Here is a 19,389-nt window from a genome sequence, read left to right as displayed (position 1 = left end):
TATGGCTTACAAACGTATTATAGCCGGCCTGTTACTGGCCATTGGCAGTATTGTCGCTTATAGTTTTAGCGCCGATGACGATATAATTGCCACCGTACAGCGCCAGCTGGATAAATGGACGGGCACGCATCCCACCGAAAAAGTACACCTGCAATTTGATAAACCATACTACGCCGCAGGAGATGATATCTGGTTTAAGGCTTACGTAATTACCGGCCCGCAGCACCGCCTGCAACCCGATAGCGGCATATTGAATGTGGAGCTGATAGATGACCAGGACGCCATCAAACAAAACATAAAACTGCAGGTTAGAGATGGCCTTGCCTACGGCGATTTCGCACTGCCGGATACCCTACACGAGGGAAACTATCGAATTAGAGCGTACACCCAATACATGCTTAATGCGGGTAGTGATTATATTTTTGATAGGGCCATTAGCATCACCAACATCATCACCAATAAAGTATTTACCAAAACAACTTTTACCAGTACTAATCAAAACGGGCGCAATGCCATTACTGCCGATATTAATTATACCGATGCCAACGGCGCGGCGTACTCCGGCAATGCGGTAAGGTATTCTATTATGCTTAACAATGCTGTTGTTGCAAAAGGCAAAGGTGTGACGGATGCCAATGGTAACCTGCATGTTAATTTGCCCGCAGATAACGCCGCACTGCTTAAATCGGGACGAATAGTGACCGGCTTAAGCGGAACAGGCCAGGGGGGCATGGTTTATAAAAGCATCCCCATAAGGGTGATGGCCGGGCATGCCGATGTGCAGTTTTTCCCGGAAGGCGGCGTGATGGTTAACGGCATCGAAACCAAAGTGGCTTTTAAGGCAATAGGCACCGATGGCCTTGGTGTTGATATTAAAGGAAATATAACGGATAGTAAAGGCAAGCAGGTTGCAATGTTAAGCACTGCCCACCTTGGCATGGGTTTATTTGACTTTACGCCTGAGGTAGGAAATACTTATAAAGCAAACCTGATTTATGCCGATGGTTCAAAAGCATCGGTTAGTTTGCCGGTAGCTGCTGATAATGGTTTTGTGCTCAATATTTCCACCTCCGGCCCGGATTTAAAAGTGGTAGTAAGTACTACAAAGCAAAATAGCGCCCAGTTTAGTTTAATTGGCAAAAACGGCGGCAAGGTTTATTATGCGGCTAAGAGCAAGCCGGGCAGTACGGCATTCTCGGCAACGGTGGCAACGGTGGCAAAGAATAAATTTCCATCGGGGATAGCACAGTTTACGCTATTTTCATCGTCGGGCACACCGCTAAACGAACGTTTGGTGTTTATAGATAACCCCGAAGACAGGCTTAATTTAACCGTAAATGCCGATAAACAAAGCTACTCGCCAAGGCAAAAGATAAGTTTAAATATCGATGCAAAAGATAACGAGGGTAATCCCGCTGTGGGCAGTTTCTCTATAGCCGTAACTGATGAAAGCAAAGTGCCGGTTGATGAAACCAGCGAGAATAATATTTTAGCTAACCTGCTGCTAACGTCTGATCTTAAAGGATACATAGAGCAGCCTACTTATTATTTTAACAACGTAAACGATAAAACCCGCGCCGATCTTGACGCATTAATGCTTACCCAGGGCTATCATAGATACGAGTGGCAAGATGTATTAAGTGCAAATCAAACTAAAAACAAGTACCTGGCTCAAAAGAACTTTACCATATCCGGCAGGGTAACCACGCCATCGGGCAGCCCGGTTGCCAAGGGTAAGGTAGAGTTGATAAACTTTGACGACGGCCTGCTACAGGTGGATACGCTTACTGACCAAAACGGCGGCTTTGCCTTTGACGATGTGATGTTTTCTGATAGTGTTAAGTTTTTGATCCAGGCACGTACGGCCAAAAATAAGCGCGATGTGGTAATCACCATGGATAGCATCCCGCCGCCGCCGACGGCTAATTATAAAAGCATAGCCGATTTTAAGCTAACCACCAATGCCTTCCTTACCACCTATGCGCAAAGCAGCAAGGCCTTGTATTACGAGCAAATGAAATATGGGTTGGGTAACCATGTGATCAGCCTGCGCGAGGTGATAATAATAGAGAAACGGAATGCCCTTAAGCATTCGGCAAACCTAAACGGACCGGGTAATGCCGACCAGGTACTTTTAGCCAAAGATTTTCACAACATGGGTTGCCCGCAATTGGCCGATTGCCTGCAGGGCCGGTTATTTGGCGTGCTATTCCGCAATGGCGTACCTTACACCACCCGTGGTGGCGGGCGTATGCTTATAGTGATCGATGGCGCTTATACCGACGCCTTATTTATGAATACCCTCAACGTAAACGATGTACAATCGATAGAAGTATTGCGTAATGCTGGTAATAGGGGGATTTACGGGAGCAGTGGTAGTAACGGGGTTTTGGTTATTACCACTAAGCGAGGCGACGAGCCAACGTATTATCCACAAACTTTTGGTAATGGTATAAAACCATATGCGCCTAAGGGCATTTACCGTTCGCGCATGTTCTATTCCCCAAAGTACGATGTTGAAAACCGTCAAACCCTGGCCGACCTGCGTACCACCATCTACTGGAAGCCAAACATAGTTACAGTCGGCGGCAAATCATCTGTAGATTATTTTAACGCCGGCAAAGGAAACTATCGTGTGGTAATTGAAGGGATTGATAGTGAAGGTAATATTGGGCGGCAAGTATTAAGATATAAGGTAGAGTAGTAAGTCTCCAAGTCAAAAAATCGCCCGGCGATTTTTTGACTTGGAGACAAGGGTGTGTTTTGAATTTTATTTTTGACTTAACGAGAACTTCTCCCAAAAATCTATTGATTTAAAGATCTCGCCGCGGTTGGCATCGCCGCCTTGTGCGCCGCCCCGGCCCGTTCCTCCGCGGCCGCCACCGCCTCCTCTTCCACCACGGCCGCCGCCACCCATTCCTCCTCTGCCGCCCCCTTGGGCATCACCACCTTCGGTCCCACGTTCGGGTTTTTGCATGCCGTTTATTTTAAAGTTGAACGCCCACTCATTTTTGGCAATATCATCGGCATGGAAGAATTTAAGGGGGATAGCTGCTTCATACACGAGGTTACCGTTTGCATCGTAGTCGATAGCCGCTTTTATACCGTAGGTGTTTGATGTGGTGATCATCTCATTTTCAATATCCTTAAAGCCGGTCATTTTTATACTGCGCAGGGTGGTAATGCGTTCGCGCATCAGTTCGTCGCGCTCTTCTTTGGTAATATCGCCACCGTCATCTTTTTGGCCTGTAAATGCAGGTGCGGGGCTACCAGGGTAACGCAGTGGGAAGGTCATGCTAAAGGTTTCCTTCTTTTTGCCTTTGGTATCTATGCTTAAAGTAATACCTGCGTTTAATACACGCGCCTGCTCTAAACGGTCGCTGATGCGGATGGCGGCGTATAGGTTTTCTTTATCATTGGATAGCGTGTAATTGATGTTTTTCTCGCCATTATGGTAACGCAGGCTATCGCCCCAGTCGCTTAGGTTGCCGTTAACAACAAGCCTTGCAGGTGGCGGTAAAAGTTTTTGGCTTAGTTTTGATTGCGATTTAGCCGTGCCTGCAAAAGCAAAGGCGGCTATTAGCAGCAATGGGGCGCTACGTTTCATTTTGTGATTTATTAAGGATAAGTGTGTTTCGTGTAATTTTTATAAAACGATAAACATCATTTTAACGCTTTTATTGCTGTTTTTGAGTAAATTTGCTGATACATATGCCAACTGAAGTACAGGAAGAGACACTCACCTTAGAGGAAATATTAGCCGGGCTTAAGGAAATGCACCGTCTTATTTTGTGGAACGATGATCATAATACCTTTGAACACGTTATCCACTGCATGATGAAATACCTGGATTATACCGAAGCACAGGGCGAAAAAATTGCCTGGAAGGTGCATAACGAGGGCAAATGCGCGGTACTGGAAGGCTCATTCACCGAGATGGAGATCTACCGCAAAATACTACAGCAGGAAGGCCTTACCGTTAGCGTAGAATAGCCCATTAGCATAAAAAAGCAAAATAATTTCCTCCTGTATTTAACAATAGGAATAGTGTTGGGGGTAGTATTCCATAAACTTGCTATTGGTATGATAGTAGGCATGGCTGTTGGCATAACCCTTGATGCCCGTTCCGCAAAACAAAACGCCCGGGATAAAGCAAATATCGGGTATGAAAATAAGGGTAATTTCGACGAAGAAAACACGGGTCTAAATGACCAAAAATAGACTTTAAAACGACTTTAAAACGCCTCTTTGTGGCTCCACAAAGAGGCGTTTTAGTTTGGTTACATTTTTAACCCAATTTCGCGTAAACGTTCGTCGAGATATTCGCCGGCGGTTGTATCGGTATATAGTTTTGGGTGCTGCTCATCAATGGTTGATGGCAGGCTGGTAAGGTCCATACTGGTTTTTGGGTGCAGGAAAAAAGGTACCGAAAAACGGGAGTTCTTCATCTGCTCGCGCGGTGGGTTAACCACCCTGTGCGTGGTAGACTTTAGCTTGTTGTTGGTTAAGCGCTGTAGCATATCGCCAACGTTCACCACAAGGTCCTCACCAAAAGCAGTAACCGGGAACCATTGGTTATCGCGGGTTAGCAATTCAAGCCCATCGGCACTGGCGCCAATTAAAAGGGTTATCAGGTTAATGTCCTCATGTGCACCGGCGCGTACGGCATCGTCAGGCAATGCATCGGGGTTTTCTATAGGGAAGTAATGCAGGGTGCGTAATATGGAGTTACCGTTATGCACCTTATCATCAAAATAATTTTCATCAAGCCCTAAGTATACCGCAATGGCGCGTAACAGGTGCGTGCCGGCTGCTTCCAGCTTTTTATAAACTTCTAAAGTGGTGGTGTTAAACCCGGGCTTTTCGGCTACCTGGATATTATCCGGATACAGTTCTTTTATAGGGTCGCCATCGGTTACGGTTTGGCCAATCTGCCAAAACTCTTTCAGATCGGGCACTTTAAAGCCTTTGGCGGTTTCTTTGTTTTTGCCGGTGTAACCGCGCTGGCCTGCCAATCCCGGGATCTCGTATTTGTCTTTTACATCTTGCGATAAAGCAAAAAGCGCTTTAACTTCTGTATAAAGCTTATCGATCAACTCCTTACTTAGCCCGTGGTTGGTAATGGTTACAAAACCGGTTTCGTTAAATGCCTGGCCAATACTGTCCGAAAACGCTTTGCGCTCATCGGCAGTGCCATTTATATAGGTGTTAAGATCCAGGCGCGGGATGTTTACTGTACTCATAGGGTTGAATATTATAAGACAAAATTATCTATTTTTTGCGTAGATAATGGTGACAGTATATAAAATATCTGTTTTGACGGATTTGTTTTATAACATTGCCTTTAAAACAAATAGTCGGTTAAACGTTTGAATTAATAACCAGTCGAATACAATATACCAGTTATATTAAATCTCATAGTATGAAAATCTTAAATAAAATATTGGGCATAGCGGTATTGGCGTTTTTGTTCACATCCTGCGCATCAAGCAGGATCATGGCCCAGCAGGAGGGCCAATATATATCCGACCAGCAATTTTATGACGAGCTGCAACCCTACGGCACCTGGATCTACGACCAGCAATATGGTAATGTTTGGATCCCGAATGTTGAAGAAGATTTTAAACCCTATGCTACCCGCGGATATTGGGCTATGACGGATGCCGGTAATACTTGGGTGTCTGATTACCCATGGGGATGGGCAGCCTTCCACTACGGCAGGTGGCACTACGATAATTACTATGGCTGGGAATGGTCGCCGGGAACCGAATGGGCACCGGCTTGGGTAAACTGGAGAGATGGCGGCGGTTATTACGGCTGGGCGCCAATGCAACCCAATATGAACTATGATACCTATTATGATGATAACAATTATGCTATAAGTAATAATTATTGGGTGTTTGCGCCTTATGCATACATCAACTATCCAAACGTATATAATTACTATGTGCCATATAATAGGGTAAGCGTAATTATCCGCAACACCAATTGGGTGCGTAACCGCTATACTTATAATAACCATAGCTACTACAGCCCAAGGCGCGAGGATATACAGCGTTACAGCAACAGGCCGGTAAGGGTGTATAATATTACTAACGTAAGCAGGCCATCGCGCACTACAGTTAATAACAATAATATTAATGTATACAGGCCGGGGGTTAGGGATAATACTAATGCACGCCCTGCAAGGGTGGTAGATGGCGCGGCCTACAGGCAGCAAAACCCTGCACAGCGTATTGGCGGCACCGATCGCAGCCGTGGTACACGTTATAACCCTGCCAATGCCTCTAAACTGGCCGAAGCAGCAAGGACCAATAACCCCGATGGCAAAATTGTAAGGGTAAATAATAACAATGCAAATGTTGATGGCAGGCCACAGCGTAATAACCCGGCCAATAACAACAGCCCCGGCACAACCCCGTGCAATGTATTGCCCGATAATAACAACAATGGTAACAGGCCAAGCCGTGGTAGCCGCCCGGTATCCGGTGATGTACAGCAACAGCGAAATGTTGACAGGCAACAGGGTGATGCGCAGCAACAGCAGGTTCGCCAACAACAGCAACGTGAGCAGCAAAGGCAACAGCGCGAACAACAAACGCAGCAACAACGAGCTACCCAGCAGCAAACCGACCAGCAAAAGCAAGTTGCCGATCAGCAACGCCAACAGCAGCAGCAAGCCCCCGATGAGCAAAGGCAACAACAGGGACGACCAAGCAGAGGTACACGCCCCGGGGTTAGCGACGATGCACAGGCGCAACAACGCGAACAGGCCCGCCAGCAGCAGGATCAGCAACGCCAGCAACAGCAAGTTCAGCAGCAACAGCAAGTACGCCAACAGCAGGATCAGCAACGCCAGCAACAGCAAGTTCATCAGCAACAGCAAGTGCGCCAACAACAGGATCAACAGCGCCAGCAACAGCAGGCTCAGCAGCAGCAAGCCCGCCAACAGCAGGACCAACAGCGCCAGCAACAACAAGAGCAGCAACGCCAGCAACAGGAACAGCAAAGGCAACAACCGCAACCGGCAGAATCAGCACCGGCAAGTAGTGGCAGGCCCGTAAGAAACTAAAATAAAAGCAAAAAGCACGGGTATTATTCCCGTGCTTTTTTGTTGCCACATTATGTCAAACGAAAAAACGACCGGCATATTGACGGTCGTTTCGTTATAACATCAGTGTTAAAATACTAATTAGTAACTATAAATGATCCAACTACTAAGGCAACAACATCTTCTTTTGATAATGGCTCATCAAAAGATGCGGTAGCCACCTGGACAGATACACCAAGCGCAGTAACTAAATTAACGCCACCTTGTGTTACGTTTTCTTCGCCTTTGTAGTTGTTGTTAGCGGCAGGTACACCGGTATCGTTACCTAAAGTAGCCGAACTAACTATATAAGGTTTAATGTTAGGTGCCTGGCCTAAACTGCGGCGCAGTTGACGGATGGCAGCTGCGTGGCGTGCCTCAACAGCGTGTATTGATAACGCCGGTGTAAGGATATCCTTATTACCAATAAGATTTGGCGCCTGGCCTTTATAAGCACGTACACCTGTATCTTCAAGCACTTGTGCTACCGCTAAAAATGTCGCGTAGTTTGAAAGCACATCTGCAAACGGGCCGTTACCTTTGTTATTACCACCGGTAAAATCATAAGTAGCCGGGGTTACAGGCATACCGCCAAGGGTAGTAATAACACTTTGTAAAAACTTAACGTGAGCATTCTCATCCCTTTTGATCGGGTTTAAATAAGCGATGTCGGCAGCAGGTATTAAACCAGCTTTTGCAGCACCTGCATTGTAAAATGCAGCCTCAAGGTGTTCTAAAGTTAAGGCAAAGTTTAAAACTTCAGTAACAGAGGTTGAACTTTGGCCATATGCTTTTTTGAACATGGTACCAATTGCAAATGGCATAGCAGCAACAGCTACTTTTGAACCAAAGCTGGTTATATTTTTGATCGCAGCACGGCGTGGGTTTAACCTGTCGCGTATTTCGGGATCAACTTTTTCTATCTCGTCTATTATATTAAATAAATTCATGGCGATGTTTTTTTAAGCTTTATAATTATAGTTAACCGCGTTTACTTTGGTTTTTAAGAAACCGTTAGCAGCGCCTAATACTTCGGCAATAGTATTTGATTTGTTCAAGCCATTTTCATCTATCTGATCATCTCCAACAAAACTGCCCGGAGCTATCAGGTTAGATATTAAGGCAGCATGCCTTGCCTCTACAGATACAATTTTACCTGCAATGGTTAAGTAACCCGGGTCTTTAATTAAATAGCCGGCACCATCATAAGCACGTACACCGGTATCTTCTAACAATTTAGCTGCAGCAAGCACTGATGCACGGCTGCTAAAATTAATTGTAGAGAAATCGGTTGTTAGCATGCCAATCGCTTTAGAGCCAATGGCTGCTTTAAAGAAATCGCGGTGTAAAACTTCGTGGTCACGAATGTCTGTCAAATAGGTGGTTTCCAAGGAAGTCATTCCGCTGTAAGGGGTTGCAACTACTTGTAGGTAAAACGAAGCCTCTAATTGTTCAAGCGCATAAGCATAATTTAAGATACCAATGTCGCCACTGCCAATGTCAATGCCATTGGTTGTCATGATTTTGTCTTTCTTACATGATGCCGCAGAGCCTATTAGGGCTATACCCGCTGCGCTTGCACCCGCATAGCGCAAAAACGACCTTCTGGCCATATTTGCCCCGTCTGTTGTTGGGTTAAGTTCTGTTTTCATAAAGTTGGTGTTTAGTAGTTTTTTATATAACTTATAATACAAGCATTTACGACCAAAGCTTTAACTCGGATTTTAAAAAGTGCCGTTTATAGCAAAAGGGAGTGAGGAAAGTAAGAGGCACAAAAAAGGCCGAAACACTCTCGCAGTATTTCGGCCCTACATCTACCTATGAAAAACGCCCTTTTAGAAGGGCTCTTAAAATACATACAAACCTGGTGCCCAATTGCAAACAGCCCAAGTTTGCTTAAAAACGAATGTTTTTTAAATATGCCATATTTTGGATGTAGAATTGGCTTCCCACACTGTAGAAATTATATTCCCTGAAGCTATATGCCAGATAATTACACTTACACTTATACATTTACCGGTATAATAAATTATTGGAAACTTATTATAACTACCAATGTTATAAACATTATGGATTACAATGTGTATTTATTGGCTACCGATCCCAACAACCCTTGCAGGGATGTGATACACTCGCGCGATACCGGATTAAAGATCCGCGTATATTGCCTTACCGAAGACCGTTTTACCCCAAGCGAAAGCGAAATTCAGCTTTATGGCTATGCCAATGCTAGGCTATATGCCTTTGAAACCATAAACATTACTGCCGATGATGCGCTTGATGTAGTAGGTGCAATACAGTGGTATGCAGATTATATCGAGTTCCCGAAGATGGAAATTTTACCCGAAGACCCCCGCGGAAGTCAAAATATAGCCATGTAATTAAATACAATAAGCTGTATATGTATCAATTATAAATTATTGGAATATTTTTTTGACGAATAGGCTGTAATTTTTATAGTTGCAATCCCAAAATAAACAGGCATTCGCCCAACGTTGAAGGAGAACCAAAGGGAGTTTAGCTCAGCTGGTTCAGAGCATCTGCCTTACAAGCAGTCATACAATATCCTCTCAAATCATTTAAAAGCACTTTCTTCTCTAAATTTATTAATCTGTGCAAACAGAGCAGCCTTGTAAATAAATTAATAAATTATTTAGTTAATTTAAGCTATTACTCTGATTTAGGCAATCTGTTTTAACTTGTGTCTTCCATATCTATTTGTTTTAAGTGAATGAATAATAATTCTCACCCTCTTTTCTCTTAATCCAGAGAAATTCGAGTTTTAACTTTTATAGACCCTTACTATTTCTTGGATTGAATGTTAGAAATTGTTGTGGATGCAGTTTTAACTTATTTCTTAAAAGGTCACCTTCGAGATGGAGTTTCTGTAAAATCTACTACTACGCTTTACAAAAATGGGTTATTATAACCCCATGTTAACTAATGTGTAGTAGATGAATATTGAGTAGAATTTGTGATTGCTGTTATTTGATTAAGATTTCGATGTAAGTTATAGATACAGCTTACCCTGGTTTTTTAAAAGGTAAGGTTCGCAGTACCTTATAAAAATTGGCTGATTGTGAATAAATATTCTGTGAAGCAAAAAAACCTTCCCATTGTGGAAAGGTTTTTGTTATTAATATAATAATCTATTTTATTTGTGTTAAACTAATTTAGGTCGATTCTACCCTTTTTAAAAGAATATTACTTATCGGTTTAACAATAAGCGGTATTTTTTCTATACGGGTTTCACTGGTATCCAGCCCAAATGCTTTGGCTTCGCTCTGGGCTAATTTTTTGATCGCAAAATAACTGGTCAATATAAACCCTTCCCGTACACTAAATTCATTATTATAGGATAAAAATTTTTCCATGATCACAAATTGAAAATCGGCTGCGAGGTTAAAGTGGCTTAAAGATGCGTACTTGCTGGTTATATCGAGCTCTTTCCTTGCAACCATGTCTTCTACAACTTTTCTAAAAAGTAAATTGATACGAGGTTGGATTCTAAATCCTAACCGGAACTCCACCCTGATTACTTTATCATTTTCCATCTCATCCACCGTATATTCCATAGTGTACGGTTCATCGGTGCGCTCAATATGTATGAACCAGTAAACGTCAGCTCTTTTTGGCTTTCTGCTTAATATGGAATACATTATTTTTTGCTCGATTTGCTTACTGTTGTTGGCTTTAGTTAAGTAAATCAAATGTGTTGCATATTTTGAAACACCCTGATCAGCACTTAATGCTTTAAGAAAAGGAATTTGTTCTTTCAGGTCAATAAAATGGAGAAACCGGTTATTGATCTTACGAGCCCTGAACCAGATATACATGGTAAAAATCAATCCAAATTCAAAGACAAGAAAGAACAACCTTTTTAGTAATTTAACGGCATTAGTAACAAAAAAAGAAAACTCTACAGTTAAGAACACGCAAAGAATAATAGTAACCAGCCATACTGGCCAATGCTTTACGTAACGCATAAAATAATACATTAATATTGTAGTCATCAACATAGCGATAGTAATAGAGAAACCGTAGGCATTGGTCATGTTAGCAGATGTGCGGAAATATAAGGAAACCGCGATACAGCCAAAACATAAAATCCAGTTGATACTTGGAATATAGATCTGCCCGCGAATATTTGACGGATATTTCACCGTTATGCGTGGCCAGAAATTCATACTGATTGCCTCGCTTATCAACGTAAACGATCCGCTTATTAACGCCTGGCTTGCAATAATAGTTGCTAGGGTTGCAATAGCGATACTTGGTATTAGAAAAAAATGTGGTACAATCTCGAAGAAAGGATTGACCCCGTTAAAATTTTTAGTAACCGGCTGCATTAATACCCATGCCCCCTGGCCAAGGTAATTTAACATTAATGCGGTTTTTACAAATATCCAGGTTACCTGAATGTTTTTTCTGCCACAATGGCCCAAATCAGAATACAAAGCTTCAGCTCCTGTTGTACATAAAAAAACAGCTCCTAATAACCAGAAACCATTGGGATGATATATCAATAACCGCGCACCATAATATGGGTTAAGGGCTTTAAATATTTGCGGATAATGCATCAGCTGCATAATACCTAAAATGCTAAGCATTGAAAACCAGATTAGCATGACAGGCCCAAAAGACGAGCCAATAATCTTGGTCCCAAATTGCTGGAAGAAGAACAGGACGATCATTATGGAAATCACAATAATTAAAACCAGATTATTTCCTGGAACAATCTCCTTCGCAAAAGCCGGCACAAGGTTCAAACCTTCAATAGCCGAAGTAACTGAGATAGGAGGAGTAATGATCCCGTCTGCAAGTAAGGTGCCTGCACCTATAATTGCTGGTATTGCAAGCCATTTACCATATCTTCTGACTAGCGCATACAACGAGAAAATTCCACCTTCGCCACGGTTATCCGCCTGTAAGGTTATGATAATATATTTGAATGTTGTTTGTAAGGTAAGAGTCCAAAAAATACAAGAAATGGAACCTAAAACAAGGTCTGCATTAACTTTTCCACCCTCGATGAGTAAAGTTTGAAAAACATATAAAGGGGATGTTCCAATATCTCCAAAAATTATGCCCAATGTAATTAGCACCCCTGCCGCTGAAAGTTTCTTTAAATGTGAGTTCATGTGTTAATTTAATAAAACCAGCTATGGTCCAGTATGATGTAATAATTAAATAAATTGGTGAGTGATGGCGGATAGATTTCGTGATAGTCATGGGAAGGTCGAAATTTTTCTAATAAAGGAAAGATTACGGTAATATAGTTTTTTACCAAAACTGAGTTGAATGCTTTATTTTCTAATAGAAAAATTTGCTCAGATATGTCTATACTTTTACTTTACGCTAATGAATTTCCTGAAGATATGACGATAACTATGTGATTTACTAAGTCGTTAATAAGCGTTGTAAAATTATTTGTATAATTCAAATGACCTAACTGTATATCCGAAATTTCATTTGTCAAAAATTCTTTAAGGAAACCCAAATTGGGGAGTGGTATAAATTGCATTTTTTTCAATAGGCGAAAACCATGCCATTTTAGCAAAAGCTCTACTAATAATTTATATATGAGGCATATATGGTTTTTAATCTTTATAAGTTTTTTTCAAAGCTTACCGAAATGGAAGGGTCAATTCCCAAAATGGAAGGGTCGATTCCCAAAATGGAAGGGATGGCATGGTCCATGAGCCAAATCGAAGCCGTTAACTAGAAGTATTATTCCTTTCATTTTGCTAAGTTAATGAAAGCCATATAATATTGCTGAGTCGTAAGAATAAGTTTATTTTTACGCGAGACGTCCTGCGAGTTGAGCGAGGGTCTGAGCAGAAATAGTACGCAGTACGACTGCTCAGTATGCTCACAAAAAACTGGCGGTGCCAGTTGATTAGGTGGGTTGCGTGTTTGTGGCTACCCTGTTTGTGCAAACTGTGCGCAAACACTAGTCCGTTTTTGACCAGTGCTAATTATTCTCTGTAAAGTCATACAACTTCTTTTTATTGAGAGAACAATCAATTTTAACAACATTTAGAGAAGAATATAGCCATGTAATTAAATACAATAAGCTGTATATGTACTAATTATAAATTATTTGAAATATTTTTTTGACGAATAGGCTGTAATTTCTATATTTGCAATCCCAAAACGAACAGGCATTCGCCCAATGTTAAAGGAAAACCAAAGGGAGTTTAGCTCAGCTGGTTCAGAGCATCTGCCTTACAAGCAGAGGGTCACTGGTTCGAACCCAGTAACTCCCACACAGCCTCACAGAAATGTGAGGCTTTTTTGTATAGCATGTTTTTCACTTATATACTTTATTCGCAATCGCTTAATAAATATTATGTCGGATCAACATCCAACGTGGAAGAGCGTTTAAAAAAGCATAATTCTAATCATAAAGGGTTTACAGGCAGGGCACCAGATTGGATAATCAAATGGTCGGAGCCTCATCTTACGAAAGAAGAAGCTGGAAGAAGAGAGCGGCAAATAAAGGCTTGGAAAAGTAGAAAAATGATAGAACAACTAATTTCTACAATAAAATAGCTGGTCCAGATCATCCCGATTTTACATCGGGAGGGTCACTGGTTCGAACCCAGTAACTCCCACACAGCCTCACAGAAATGTGAGGCTTTTTTGTATAGCATGTTTTTCACTTATATACTTTATTCGCAATCTCTTAATAAATATTATGTCGGATCAACATCCAACGTGGAAGAGCGTTTAAAAAAACATAATTCTAATCATAAAGGGTTTACAGGCAGGGCACCAGATTGTGTAATCAAATGGTCGGAGCCACATCTTACGAAAGAAGAAGCTGGAAGAAGAGAGCGGCAAATAAAGGCTTGGAAAAGCAGAAAAATGATAGAACAACTAATTTCTACAATAAAATAGCTGGTCCAGATCATCCCGATTTTACATCGGGAGGGTCACTGGTTCGAACCCAGTAACTCCCACACAGCCTCACAGAAATGTGAGGCTTTTTTGTATAGCATGTTTTTCACTTATATATTTCGCCATCGTTGCAGGTGATCGTTAGTTTCCTTCGGTATACTTTTTAAAGTTGTCGAGTATAGCTGCCAGCCACCTTTTTGCATTTCAACAGGGCTTATATCTTCCGCGTCAAATACTACGCTTACATGGGTAACATTACCATTAGCGGTAAAAGATGCGGTAACATCTCTGCCATCATCCAATTTGAAGGTTAATTTTTTACCATCGATAAATTCGGTGTATGTGCCCCCCAAATCAAAACCGAAGTTGCCGTCTTTTGCTTCCATCCGGGCAGTGTATTTCCCACCAACCTGCAGATCATTAGATGCAGAGGGCATTGCCATGAAGGGTCTGTAAAGTTCCATTGTGTAATGTGTTTTGGTTGGGTATAATAGTCCCATGTTTTTTTTGTGTCTGCATTTACCGTATTGGAAACAGTGATCTTATTGCTCATATCTTTGATTTTTAAGGTATTATAATTGATGTGTTATTTATTTCTGTAAAGATAAGGCGTCTGTTAAAAGGCAATAGCGTGTAATTGCGGCTTCTTTAGGGTTTGTTTGCGACTTATGGGAATGCATTAAGTATATACCCGGATGCTGCTACACATAAATCAAATCTTATAATTCCGTTCATAATAAAGGATCTCAACGCCTGATCTTAGTTTCCTGGTATTGGAAAGGAGCATGCCCGGGGGGGCATGCCGGGATCTGAACAGTGGGATACCCGATCTGATCCTAACCGGGTGCGTCCAAAGTTCAAAGCGGTCAATAAGGTCTTCTTTTAACAACGAAGCAATAAGCTGCCCGCTGCCGTACGTTATTATATTCCTGCCATCTGTTTGTTTCAATTCTTCAATCCGTTGCTTTAAATCACCCCGCAGCAGGGATGAGTTTGCCCAGGGCAACAGGGTAAGCATGTGTGAATAAACAATTTTTTGGTGGCGGTTCATCATATCTGCAAGGATGATGTCTCCGCGTGGCATACTCTGGTCAATTACTTTATAAGGCCAATAACGGGCCAGCGCATTGTAAGTGTTCTTACCAAGCAAAAGCGCATCGGCATGGTACAGTTGTTCGCATACGCACTCGCACATTTCATCATCCCAAAAGTTAAAATGCCAGTTTAGCTCACCGTTAAGGCCCGACATAAAACCATCTGCGGTAACATTCATTGACACTACTATATTCCTCATTTCCTGCACCTGGTTAAAACCTATTTAATAATACAAAGTTAACCTGCCCCAAAAATGCTAACGGCGTGCGATACTGACTTTATTAGGGGGCATTTACGACATACAAAACAGACAGCACCTGGCAAGAAGTGCCGTAGCTTTTTAATTTTTATTTAAGGTTAATTCATTAAATTTGATAGAATAAACCCCATCCTGTAACATCATCAGGTAATTATGAAACACATTTCTATTTTAGTGCCGTATGAATCGGTGCCTTCATCTGTGGTTGATCCTCGCTATATGTTTACCGCGGTAAATCAATTCCTCATTAATTCGGGCAAGCATCCCTTGTTTAATGTGCAGTTAGTAGGGCTTACCGAGCATGTGCCATTAAACAGCGGTAGCTTTTCGGTTAAAACAGATGTGCTGATAAAAGATCTTAAAAAAACCGACTTGGTGGTTATACCGGCTTTAGCGGGAGATATGAAAACCATGTTACGGCTTAACGAAGAGTTGTTGCCCTGGATCGTAACTCAACACAAAAACGGAGCAGAGGTAGCGTCACTTTGCCTTGGTGCGTTCCTATTAGCATCTACCGGTTTGCTCGATGGTAAATCGTGTTCTACGCACTGGCTTTCGGCAAATGATTTTAGGGAGATGTTCCCTAAGGTTACCATGACCGAGGGCAGTATCATTACCGAGGCAGATGGCCTTTACTCAAGCGGCGGCGCAAGCAGTTATTGGAATTTGTTGCTCCACATTGTAGAGAAATATGCAGGGCGCGAAATGTCTATTATGGCAGCCAAATTTTTCGCGATAGAAATAGACAGAAAAAGCCAATCGCCGTTTGTGATGTTTAACGGGCAAAAAAAGCACGAGGACGAGTCTGTTAAATTAGCGCAGGAGTATATTGAGGAAAATTACACATTAAAATTTTCTGTTGACGAACTGGCAGATAAGTTTGCCATTGGAAAGCGACATTTTGAAAGGCGTTTTAAAAAGGCCACAAATAATACCCCCGCCGAATATATACAAAGGGTAAAGGTAGAAGCAGCAAAAAAAGAACTCGAAAATTCCGCTAAGAATATATCAGAAGTTATGTACGATGTTGGTTATACCGATGTAAAAGCGTTTAGAACGGTGTTTAAAAAGTTAACCGGGTTATCGCCTATTGATTATAAAAATAAATATAACAGGCAGGCCGCGGCTTAAAAGCCTTAAGTTACTCGCCTGAGGCATTGGTTATTGGCAACGCAAAATAAAACCTGCTGCCTGCCCCAATCTCACTTTCAACACCTATAGTACCGCCTTGCGCGTTTATAAAATCTTTAGAAATAGCCAGGCCAAGGCCCGAACCCGATTTGTTTTGCCCATCAGTCGGTACCTGGAAGTAGCGGTCAAACAGGCGTTTCTGGTAAGTTTCGTCGATACCTTTGCCAAAGTCTTTCACCGCGAATTGCACCTGCTTGTTTTTGGCGGTTACCCGGATCTCTATTTTTGATTTCTCGGCACTGTAGCGTAAAGCGTTGGATAGGAAATTGACAAGCACCCAGGCCGTTTTTTCGATATCTACCTGCACCTCGGGCAAATTATCATCTTTTAGTATCTCCAACTGTACCTGTTTTTGATCTGCCTGGAACTTGATGGATGTGATGGCATAATCCACTATCTGCATCGGGTTTACCGGCACAAAGTTGAGTTGGATATTACCGGTTTCTACCTGCGATAGCTCCAGCAATTCGCTGGTTATTTTTAACAGGCGGTCGTTATCATCTTTGATGTGGTTAACCAATTGTTCCTGCTCGCTATTAATGGTGCCCACGCGCTGGTCGTTTAGCAATTGCAGGCTCATTTTTATGGATGCGATAGGGGTTTTTAGCTCATGCGATATGGTTGCAATAAAATTTGTTTTGGCCTCGTCGCGTTCTTTAAACTCGGTGATGTTTTTAAGGATATAAACCTTACCTGCCGAGCGGTTTGCCAGTTGCAGCGCGCCTTTTTTCTCCTGCATATTGGGCACTATAATATCGCTGCTCTGCATCTGGAAATACATTTCGCGGCTATCCAGCACAATTTTGAATGGCTTAATACCGGCATCATCCTTCAGGATAGATTTTAGCAGATCGTTATTTTTTGCAAGGTTGGCTGTGTTTTGGCCAATCACCTTATCACCCGTAATATTCAGCGTTTTACGGGCGGCATCATTCATGAAAAGCACCTCCTGCTTTTCGTTCACGCCTATAATGGCATCCTGCATCTGATCGATGATGGTTTCGATGCGTCGTTTCTCGGATATTACCGTTGCCAGGTTGCTATTCTCCCAATCATTTAACCTGGCAGCCATTAAGTTAAAGGCATTTGCTACCTCGGCAAACTCATCGTTTTGTTCAAAATGCAGGCGTTTGCCATAGTTGCCCTGGCCAATCTCGCGGATCCCGTCTAACAATGCCTTAAGCGGATTGGCGATGTATCCCGGGAAATTCACGCTAAAGCTAAACAGCACCAAAAATGTAAAAGTGCCCACCAGCCCAAGAAACAATGTCGCACTTTTTACCGATGCACGGGCGTTGTTGTCCTTACGGACGATGGCTTGCATGTTTAATTGCTCGATCTCGCGCAGGCTGTGGCGTACGGTACGGTCTGCGTGCTGTTCTGCCGGGGTGTTGGAGGGCAGTTTTTTAAGTTCTTCAAATGAGGCGCGAAGATTGATTGTATACTTGCTTTCGCCGGGCTCGGTGATGTTATTTTCCTGTTTTAGCAGGTAATCGTTAAACTTTATTGTAGCTGCGGTGCTAAGCGGCAGGTCGTTGTCGTCTAAAATAGTCCGAATTTCCCTTGCAAAACTTAGCGATTCGTAGTTATTCTTCAGAATCACCTTAGAATTTTCGGAGATATCGCGGATATAAAACAAGGCGGTAGCGCCAAAAAATAGCACCACTATAAATAAAAAGCCGAAGCCTAACCGGAGTTTAGTTCTTACTTTCATGATAATATGACCAGGTCAGTTTCTGTTAGCGCAATCTTGTTTAGTAACTCGTTAAATATAGCTGTTCTTAATATAACCTGCCATAAATTTAAATGGGGCTTGCCAATGCAAATGGTAGTCACTTCTTTTTCTTCGGCTACTTTCATAATGGTTTGGGTAATGGCGTCGCTTTTCAGCTTGATGAGTTCGGCACCAAGCTCGGTAGCCAGTTTAAAATTGTTAATGAGGTGGCGTTGCTTATCCAGTTTTATCCTGTCTAAACTTTCACTGCTGCTTTGTACGTAAAGCACAATCCACGGCGACCGGTAGTAGGAAGCCAACCGGGCGGTTTTGCGGATAACGATCTTAGCCGTTTCGGCATTTGATGAGATACAGGCCAGGAATTTCTCGGGGCGAAGTTTGATCTGCTTTGGGATCTCGGTATCTATCTTGCGCTCTACATGGTGGGCAACCTCTTTTAAAGCCAGCTCCCGCAATTGCAGGATCTTATCACTCTGGAAAAAGTTTTGCAGGGCGCGTTCAATTTTTGCTTTTTCGTAGATCTTGCCTTCCTTTAACCTGTCCACCAATTCATCGGCGGTTAGGTCTATGTTCACCACTTCATCTGCCAGGTCTAATATTTTATCGGGGATGCGTTCGGTAATGGCAATGCCGGTTATCTGCTCTACGTCCTCGTTCAGGCTTTCGAGGTGCTGGATGTTTACCGCGGTTATCACGCTAATGCCTGCCTCTAAAATATCCAACACATCCTGCCAGCGTTTGGAGTTTTTACTACCTTCAATATTGCTATGGGCAAGTTCATCCACAATAACAACCTCGGGGTGGCGGTTAATGATGGCTTGCAGGTCCATTTCTTCCAATTCCTTGCCCTTGTAGAACGTTTTACGGCGGGCAATAACGGGCAGGCCTTCCAGCAAGGCATGGGTTTCGGCGCGGTTATGGGTTTCTATATAACCTATCTGGATGCCTATGCCATTGCGTTGCAAAGCGTGGGCTTCCTGCAGCATCCTGTAGCTTTTACCCACACCGGCACTCATGCCGATGTAGATCTTCAGCTTGCCCCGCCTGGATTTTTTCACCAGATCGAGGAAGTTTTTTACGGATGTGTCTTTTTCTGCCATTGTTTTATTTTGTTAC

Annotated in this window: 17 protein-coding genes and 1 tRNA gene; 9 read left to right on the top strand and 9 right to left on the bottom strand. The window is 42.6% G+C overall.

The window, feature by feature from the left end; translation table 11 throughout:
• Position 1: 1 nt before the first annotated feature.
• On the top strand, positions 2-2,704 hold the full coding sequence (locus tag RHM67_RS20130) for a TonB-dependent receptor plug domain-containing protein (protein WP_322229177.1): 2,703 nt from the start codon (positions 2-4) through the stop codon (positions 2,702-2,704).
• 66 nt (positions 2,705-2,770) lie between these two features.
• Here the strand turns inward: RHM67_RS20130 and RHM67_RS20125 are convergent, their stop codons facing one another.
• A complete protein-coding gene (locus tag RHM67_RS20125; RefSeq protein ID WP_322229176.1) occupies positions 2,771-3,607 on the bottom strand; it encodes a hypothetical protein in 837 nt (278 codons plus the stop codon).
• 104 nt (positions 3,608-3,711) lie between these two features.
• On the opposite strand from RHM67_RS20125, the gene RHM67_RS20120 reads away from it, so the two are divergent.
• A complete protein-coding gene (locus tag RHM67_RS20120; protein WP_322229175.1) occupies positions 3,712-3,993 on the top strand; it encodes an ATP-dependent Clp protease adaptor ClpS in 282 nt (93 codons plus the stop codon).
• A gap of 54 nt (positions 3,994-4,047) precedes the next feature.
• Positions 4,048-4,221, top strand: a complete 174-nt coding sequence (locus tag RHM67_RS20115; protein WP_322229173.1) for a hypothetical protein — start codon at positions 4,048-4,050, stop codon at positions 4,219-4,221.
• Positions 4,222-4,280: 59 nt separating this feature from the next.
• On the opposite strand, the gene RHM67_RS20110 is transcribed toward RHM67_RS20115, so the two are convergent.
• A complete protein-coding gene (locus RHM67_RS20110; protein ID WP_322229172.1) occupies positions 4,281-5,243 on the bottom strand; it encodes an isopenicillin N synthase family dioxygenase in 963 nt (320 codons plus the stop codon).
• 179 nt (positions 5,244-5,422) lie between these two features.
• Between RHM67_RS20110 and RHM67_RS20105 the strand changes: the two genes are divergently transcribed.
• A complete protein-coding gene (locus tag RHM67_RS20105; protein ID WP_322229171.1) occupies positions 5,423-7,072 on the top strand; it encodes a DUF6600 domain-containing protein in 1,650 nt (549 codons plus the stop codon).
• Between the two features lie 116 nt (positions 7,073-7,188).
• Here RHM67_RS20105 and RHM67_RS20100 read toward each other — a convergent pair whose 3' ends face one another.
• Together RHM67_RS20100 and RHM67_RS20095 are read right to left on the bottom strand one after the other, a co-directional pair.
• The gene (locus tag RHM67_RS20100; RefSeq protein ID WP_322229169.1) at positions 7,189-8,040 is read right to left on the bottom strand and encodes a ferritin-like domain-containing protein; all 852 of its coding nucleotides are present in this window, start codon (positions 8,038-8,040) and stop codon (positions 7,189-7,191) included.
• A gap of 12 nt (positions 8,041-8,052) precedes the next feature.
• Positions 8,053-8,742, bottom strand: a complete 690-nt coding sequence (locus tag RHM67_RS20095; protein WP_322229167.1) for a ferritin-like domain-containing protein — start codon at positions 8,740-8,742, stop codon at positions 8,053-8,055.
• 330 nt (positions 8,743-9,072) lie between these two features.
• Here RHM67_RS20095 and RHM67_RS20090 point away from each other — a divergent pair, with 330 nt between their 5' ends.
• Entirely contained in the window at positions 9,073-9,471 is a 399-nt protein-coding gene (locus tag RHM67_RS20090) for a hypothetical protein (RefSeq protein WP_322229166.1), read from the top strand.
• Between the two features lie 792 nt (positions 9,472-10,263).
• Here RHM67_RS20090 and RHM67_RS20085 read toward each other — a convergent pair.
• A complete protein-coding gene (locus RHM67_RS20085) occupies positions 10,264-12,231 on the bottom strand; it encodes a KUP/HAK/KT family potassium transporter (protein WP_322229163.1) in 1,968 nt (655 codons plus the stop codon).
• Between the two features lie 1,053 nt (positions 12,232-13,284).
• Between RHM67_RS20085 and RHM67_RS20080 the strand changes: the two genes are divergently transcribed.
• The 3 genes from RHM67_RS20080 (at position 13,285) to RHM67_RS20070 (ending at position 13,993) form a co-directional block, all read left to right on the top strand.
• Positions 13,285-13,359: transfer RNA gene (locus tag RHM67_RS20080), tRNA-Val, on the top strand.
• A gap of 37 nt (positions 13,360-13,396) precedes the next feature.
• Complete coding sequence (locus RHM67_RS20075; protein WP_322229161.1) at positions 13,397-13,645, top strand: GIY-YIG nuclease family protein; 249 nt, start codon at positions 13,397-13,399, stop codon at positions 13,643-13,645.
• Positions 13,646-13,744: 99 nt separating this feature from the next.
• Complete coding sequence (locus RHM67_RS20070; protein WP_322229159.1) at positions 13,745-13,993, top strand: GIY-YIG nuclease family protein; 249 nt, start codon at positions 13,745-13,747, stop codon at positions 13,991-13,993.
• A gap of 110 nt (positions 13,994-14,103) precedes the next feature.
• Here the strand turns inward: RHM67_RS20070 and RHM67_RS20065 are convergent, their stop codons facing one another.
• Both RHM67_RS20065 and RHM67_RS20060 read right to left on the bottom strand, forming a co-directional pair.
• On the bottom strand, positions 14,104-14,457 hold the full coding sequence (locus RHM67_RS20065) for an SRPBCC domain-containing protein (RefSeq protein ID WP_322229158.1): 354 nt from the start codon (positions 14,455-14,457) through the stop codon (positions 14,104-14,106).
• Between the two features lie 248 nt (positions 14,458-14,705).
• A complete protein-coding gene (locus tag RHM67_RS20060) occupies positions 14,706-15,287 on the bottom strand; it encodes a dihydrofolate reductase family protein (protein WP_322229156.1) in 582 nt (193 codons plus the stop codon).
• A 213-nt stretch (positions 15,288-15,500) separates the two neighbouring features.
• On the opposite strand from RHM67_RS20060, the gene RHM67_RS20055 reads away from it, so the two are divergent.
• Complete coding sequence (locus RHM67_RS20055) at positions 15,501-16,478, top strand: GlxA family transcriptional regulator (RefSeq protein WP_322229154.1); 978 nt, start codon at positions 15,501-15,503, stop codon at positions 16,476-16,478.
• A 10-nt stretch (positions 16,479-16,488) separates the two neighbouring features.
• Here RHM67_RS20055 and RHM67_RS20050 read toward each other — a convergent pair whose 3' ends face one another.
• Together RHM67_RS20050 and RHM67_RS20045 are read right to left on the bottom strand one after the other, a co-directional pair.
• Positions 16,489-18,252, bottom strand: a complete 1,764-nt coding sequence (locus tag RHM67_RS20050; RefSeq protein ID WP_322229153.1) for an ATP-binding protein — start codon at positions 18,250-18,252, stop codon at positions 16,489-16,491.
• Positions 18,249-19,373, bottom strand: a complete 1,125-nt coding sequence (locus RHM67_RS20045; RefSeq protein WP_322229151.1) for a sensor protein KdpD — start codon at positions 19,371-19,373, stop codon at positions 18,249-18,251. Before RHM67_RS20045 ends, RHM67_RS20050 begins: the two co-directional genes overlap by 4 nt.
• Positions 19,374-19,389 lie beyond the last annotated feature (16 nt).

Origin of the sequence: Mucilaginibacter sp. 5C4 (genome assembly GCF_034345625.1) — a bacterium.
In the GTDB taxonomy this organism is placed as follows: domain Bacteria; phylum Bacteroidota; class Bacteroidia; order Sphingobacteriales; family Sphingobacteriaceae; genus Mucilaginibacter; species Mucilaginibacter aurantiaciroseus.
The sequence above is the reverse complement of the archived record's forward strand: the minus strand, read 5'-3'. Positions and strand labels throughout refer to the sequence as shown.

Excerpts from the sequence above, each read along its gene's own strand:
- RHM67_RS20130 (WP_322229177.1), top strand. The coding sequence starts at position 2 with ATGGCTTACAAACGTATTATAGCCGGCCTGTTACTGGCCATTGGCAGT.
- RHM67_RS20125 (WP_322229176.1), bottom strand. The coding sequence starts at position 3,607 with ATGAAACGTAGCGCCCCATTGCTGCTAATAGCCGCCTTTGCTTTTGCA.
- RHM67_RS20120 (WP_322229175.1), top strand. The coding sequence starts at position 3,712 with ATGCCAACTGAAGTACAGGAAGAGACACTCACCTTAGAGGAAATATTA.
- RHM67_RS20110 (WP_322229172.1), bottom strand. The coding sequence starts at position 5,243 with ATGAGTACAGTAAACATCCCGCGCCTGGATCTTAACACCTATATAAAT.
- RHM67_RS20105 (WP_322229171.1), top strand. The coding sequence starts at position 5,423 with ATGAAAATCTTAAATAAAATATTGGGCATAGCGGTATTGGCGTTTTTG.
- RHM67_RS20100 (WP_322229169.1), bottom strand. The coding sequence starts at position 8,040 with ATGAATTTATTTAATATAATAGACGAGATAGAAAAAGTTGATCCCGAA.
- RHM67_RS20095 (WP_322229167.1), bottom strand. The coding sequence starts at position 8,742 with ATGAAAACAGAACTTAACCCAACAACAGACGGGGCAAATATGGCCAGA.
- RHM67_RS20090 (WP_322229166.1), top strand. The coding sequence starts at position 9,073 with ATGCCAGATAATTACACTTACACTTATACATTTACCGGTATAATAAAT.
- RHM67_RS20085 (WP_322229163.1), bottom strand. The coding sequence starts at position 12,231 with ATGAACTCACATTTAAAGAAACTTTCAGCGGCAGGGGTGCTAATTACA.
- RHM67_RS20075 (WP_322229161.1), top strand. The coding sequence starts at position 13,397 with ATGTTTTTCACTTATATACTTTATTCGCAATCGCTTAATAAATATTAT.
- RHM67_RS20070 (WP_322229159.1), top strand. The coding sequence starts at position 13,745 with ATGTTTTTCACTTATATACTTTATTCGCAATCTCTTAATAAATATTAT.
- RHM67_RS20065 (WP_322229158.1), bottom strand. The coding sequence starts at position 14,457 with ATGGAACTTTACAGACCCTTCATGGCAATGCCCTCTGCATCTAATGAT.
- RHM67_RS20060 (WP_322229156.1), bottom strand. The coding sequence starts at position 15,287 with ATGAGGAATATAGTAGTGTCAATGAATGTTACCGCAGATGGTTTTATG.
- RHM67_RS20055 (WP_322229154.1), top strand. The coding sequence starts at position 15,501 with ATGAAACACATTTCTATTTTAGTGCCGTATGAATCGGTGCCTTCATCT.
- RHM67_RS20050 (WP_322229153.1), bottom strand. The coding sequence starts at position 18,252 with ATGAAAGTAAGAACTAAACTCCGGTTAGGCTTCGGCTTTTTATTTATA.
- RHM67_RS20045 (WP_322229151.1), bottom strand. The coding sequence starts at position 19,373 with ATGGCAGAAAAAGACACATCCGTAAAAAACTTCCTCGATCTGGTGAAA.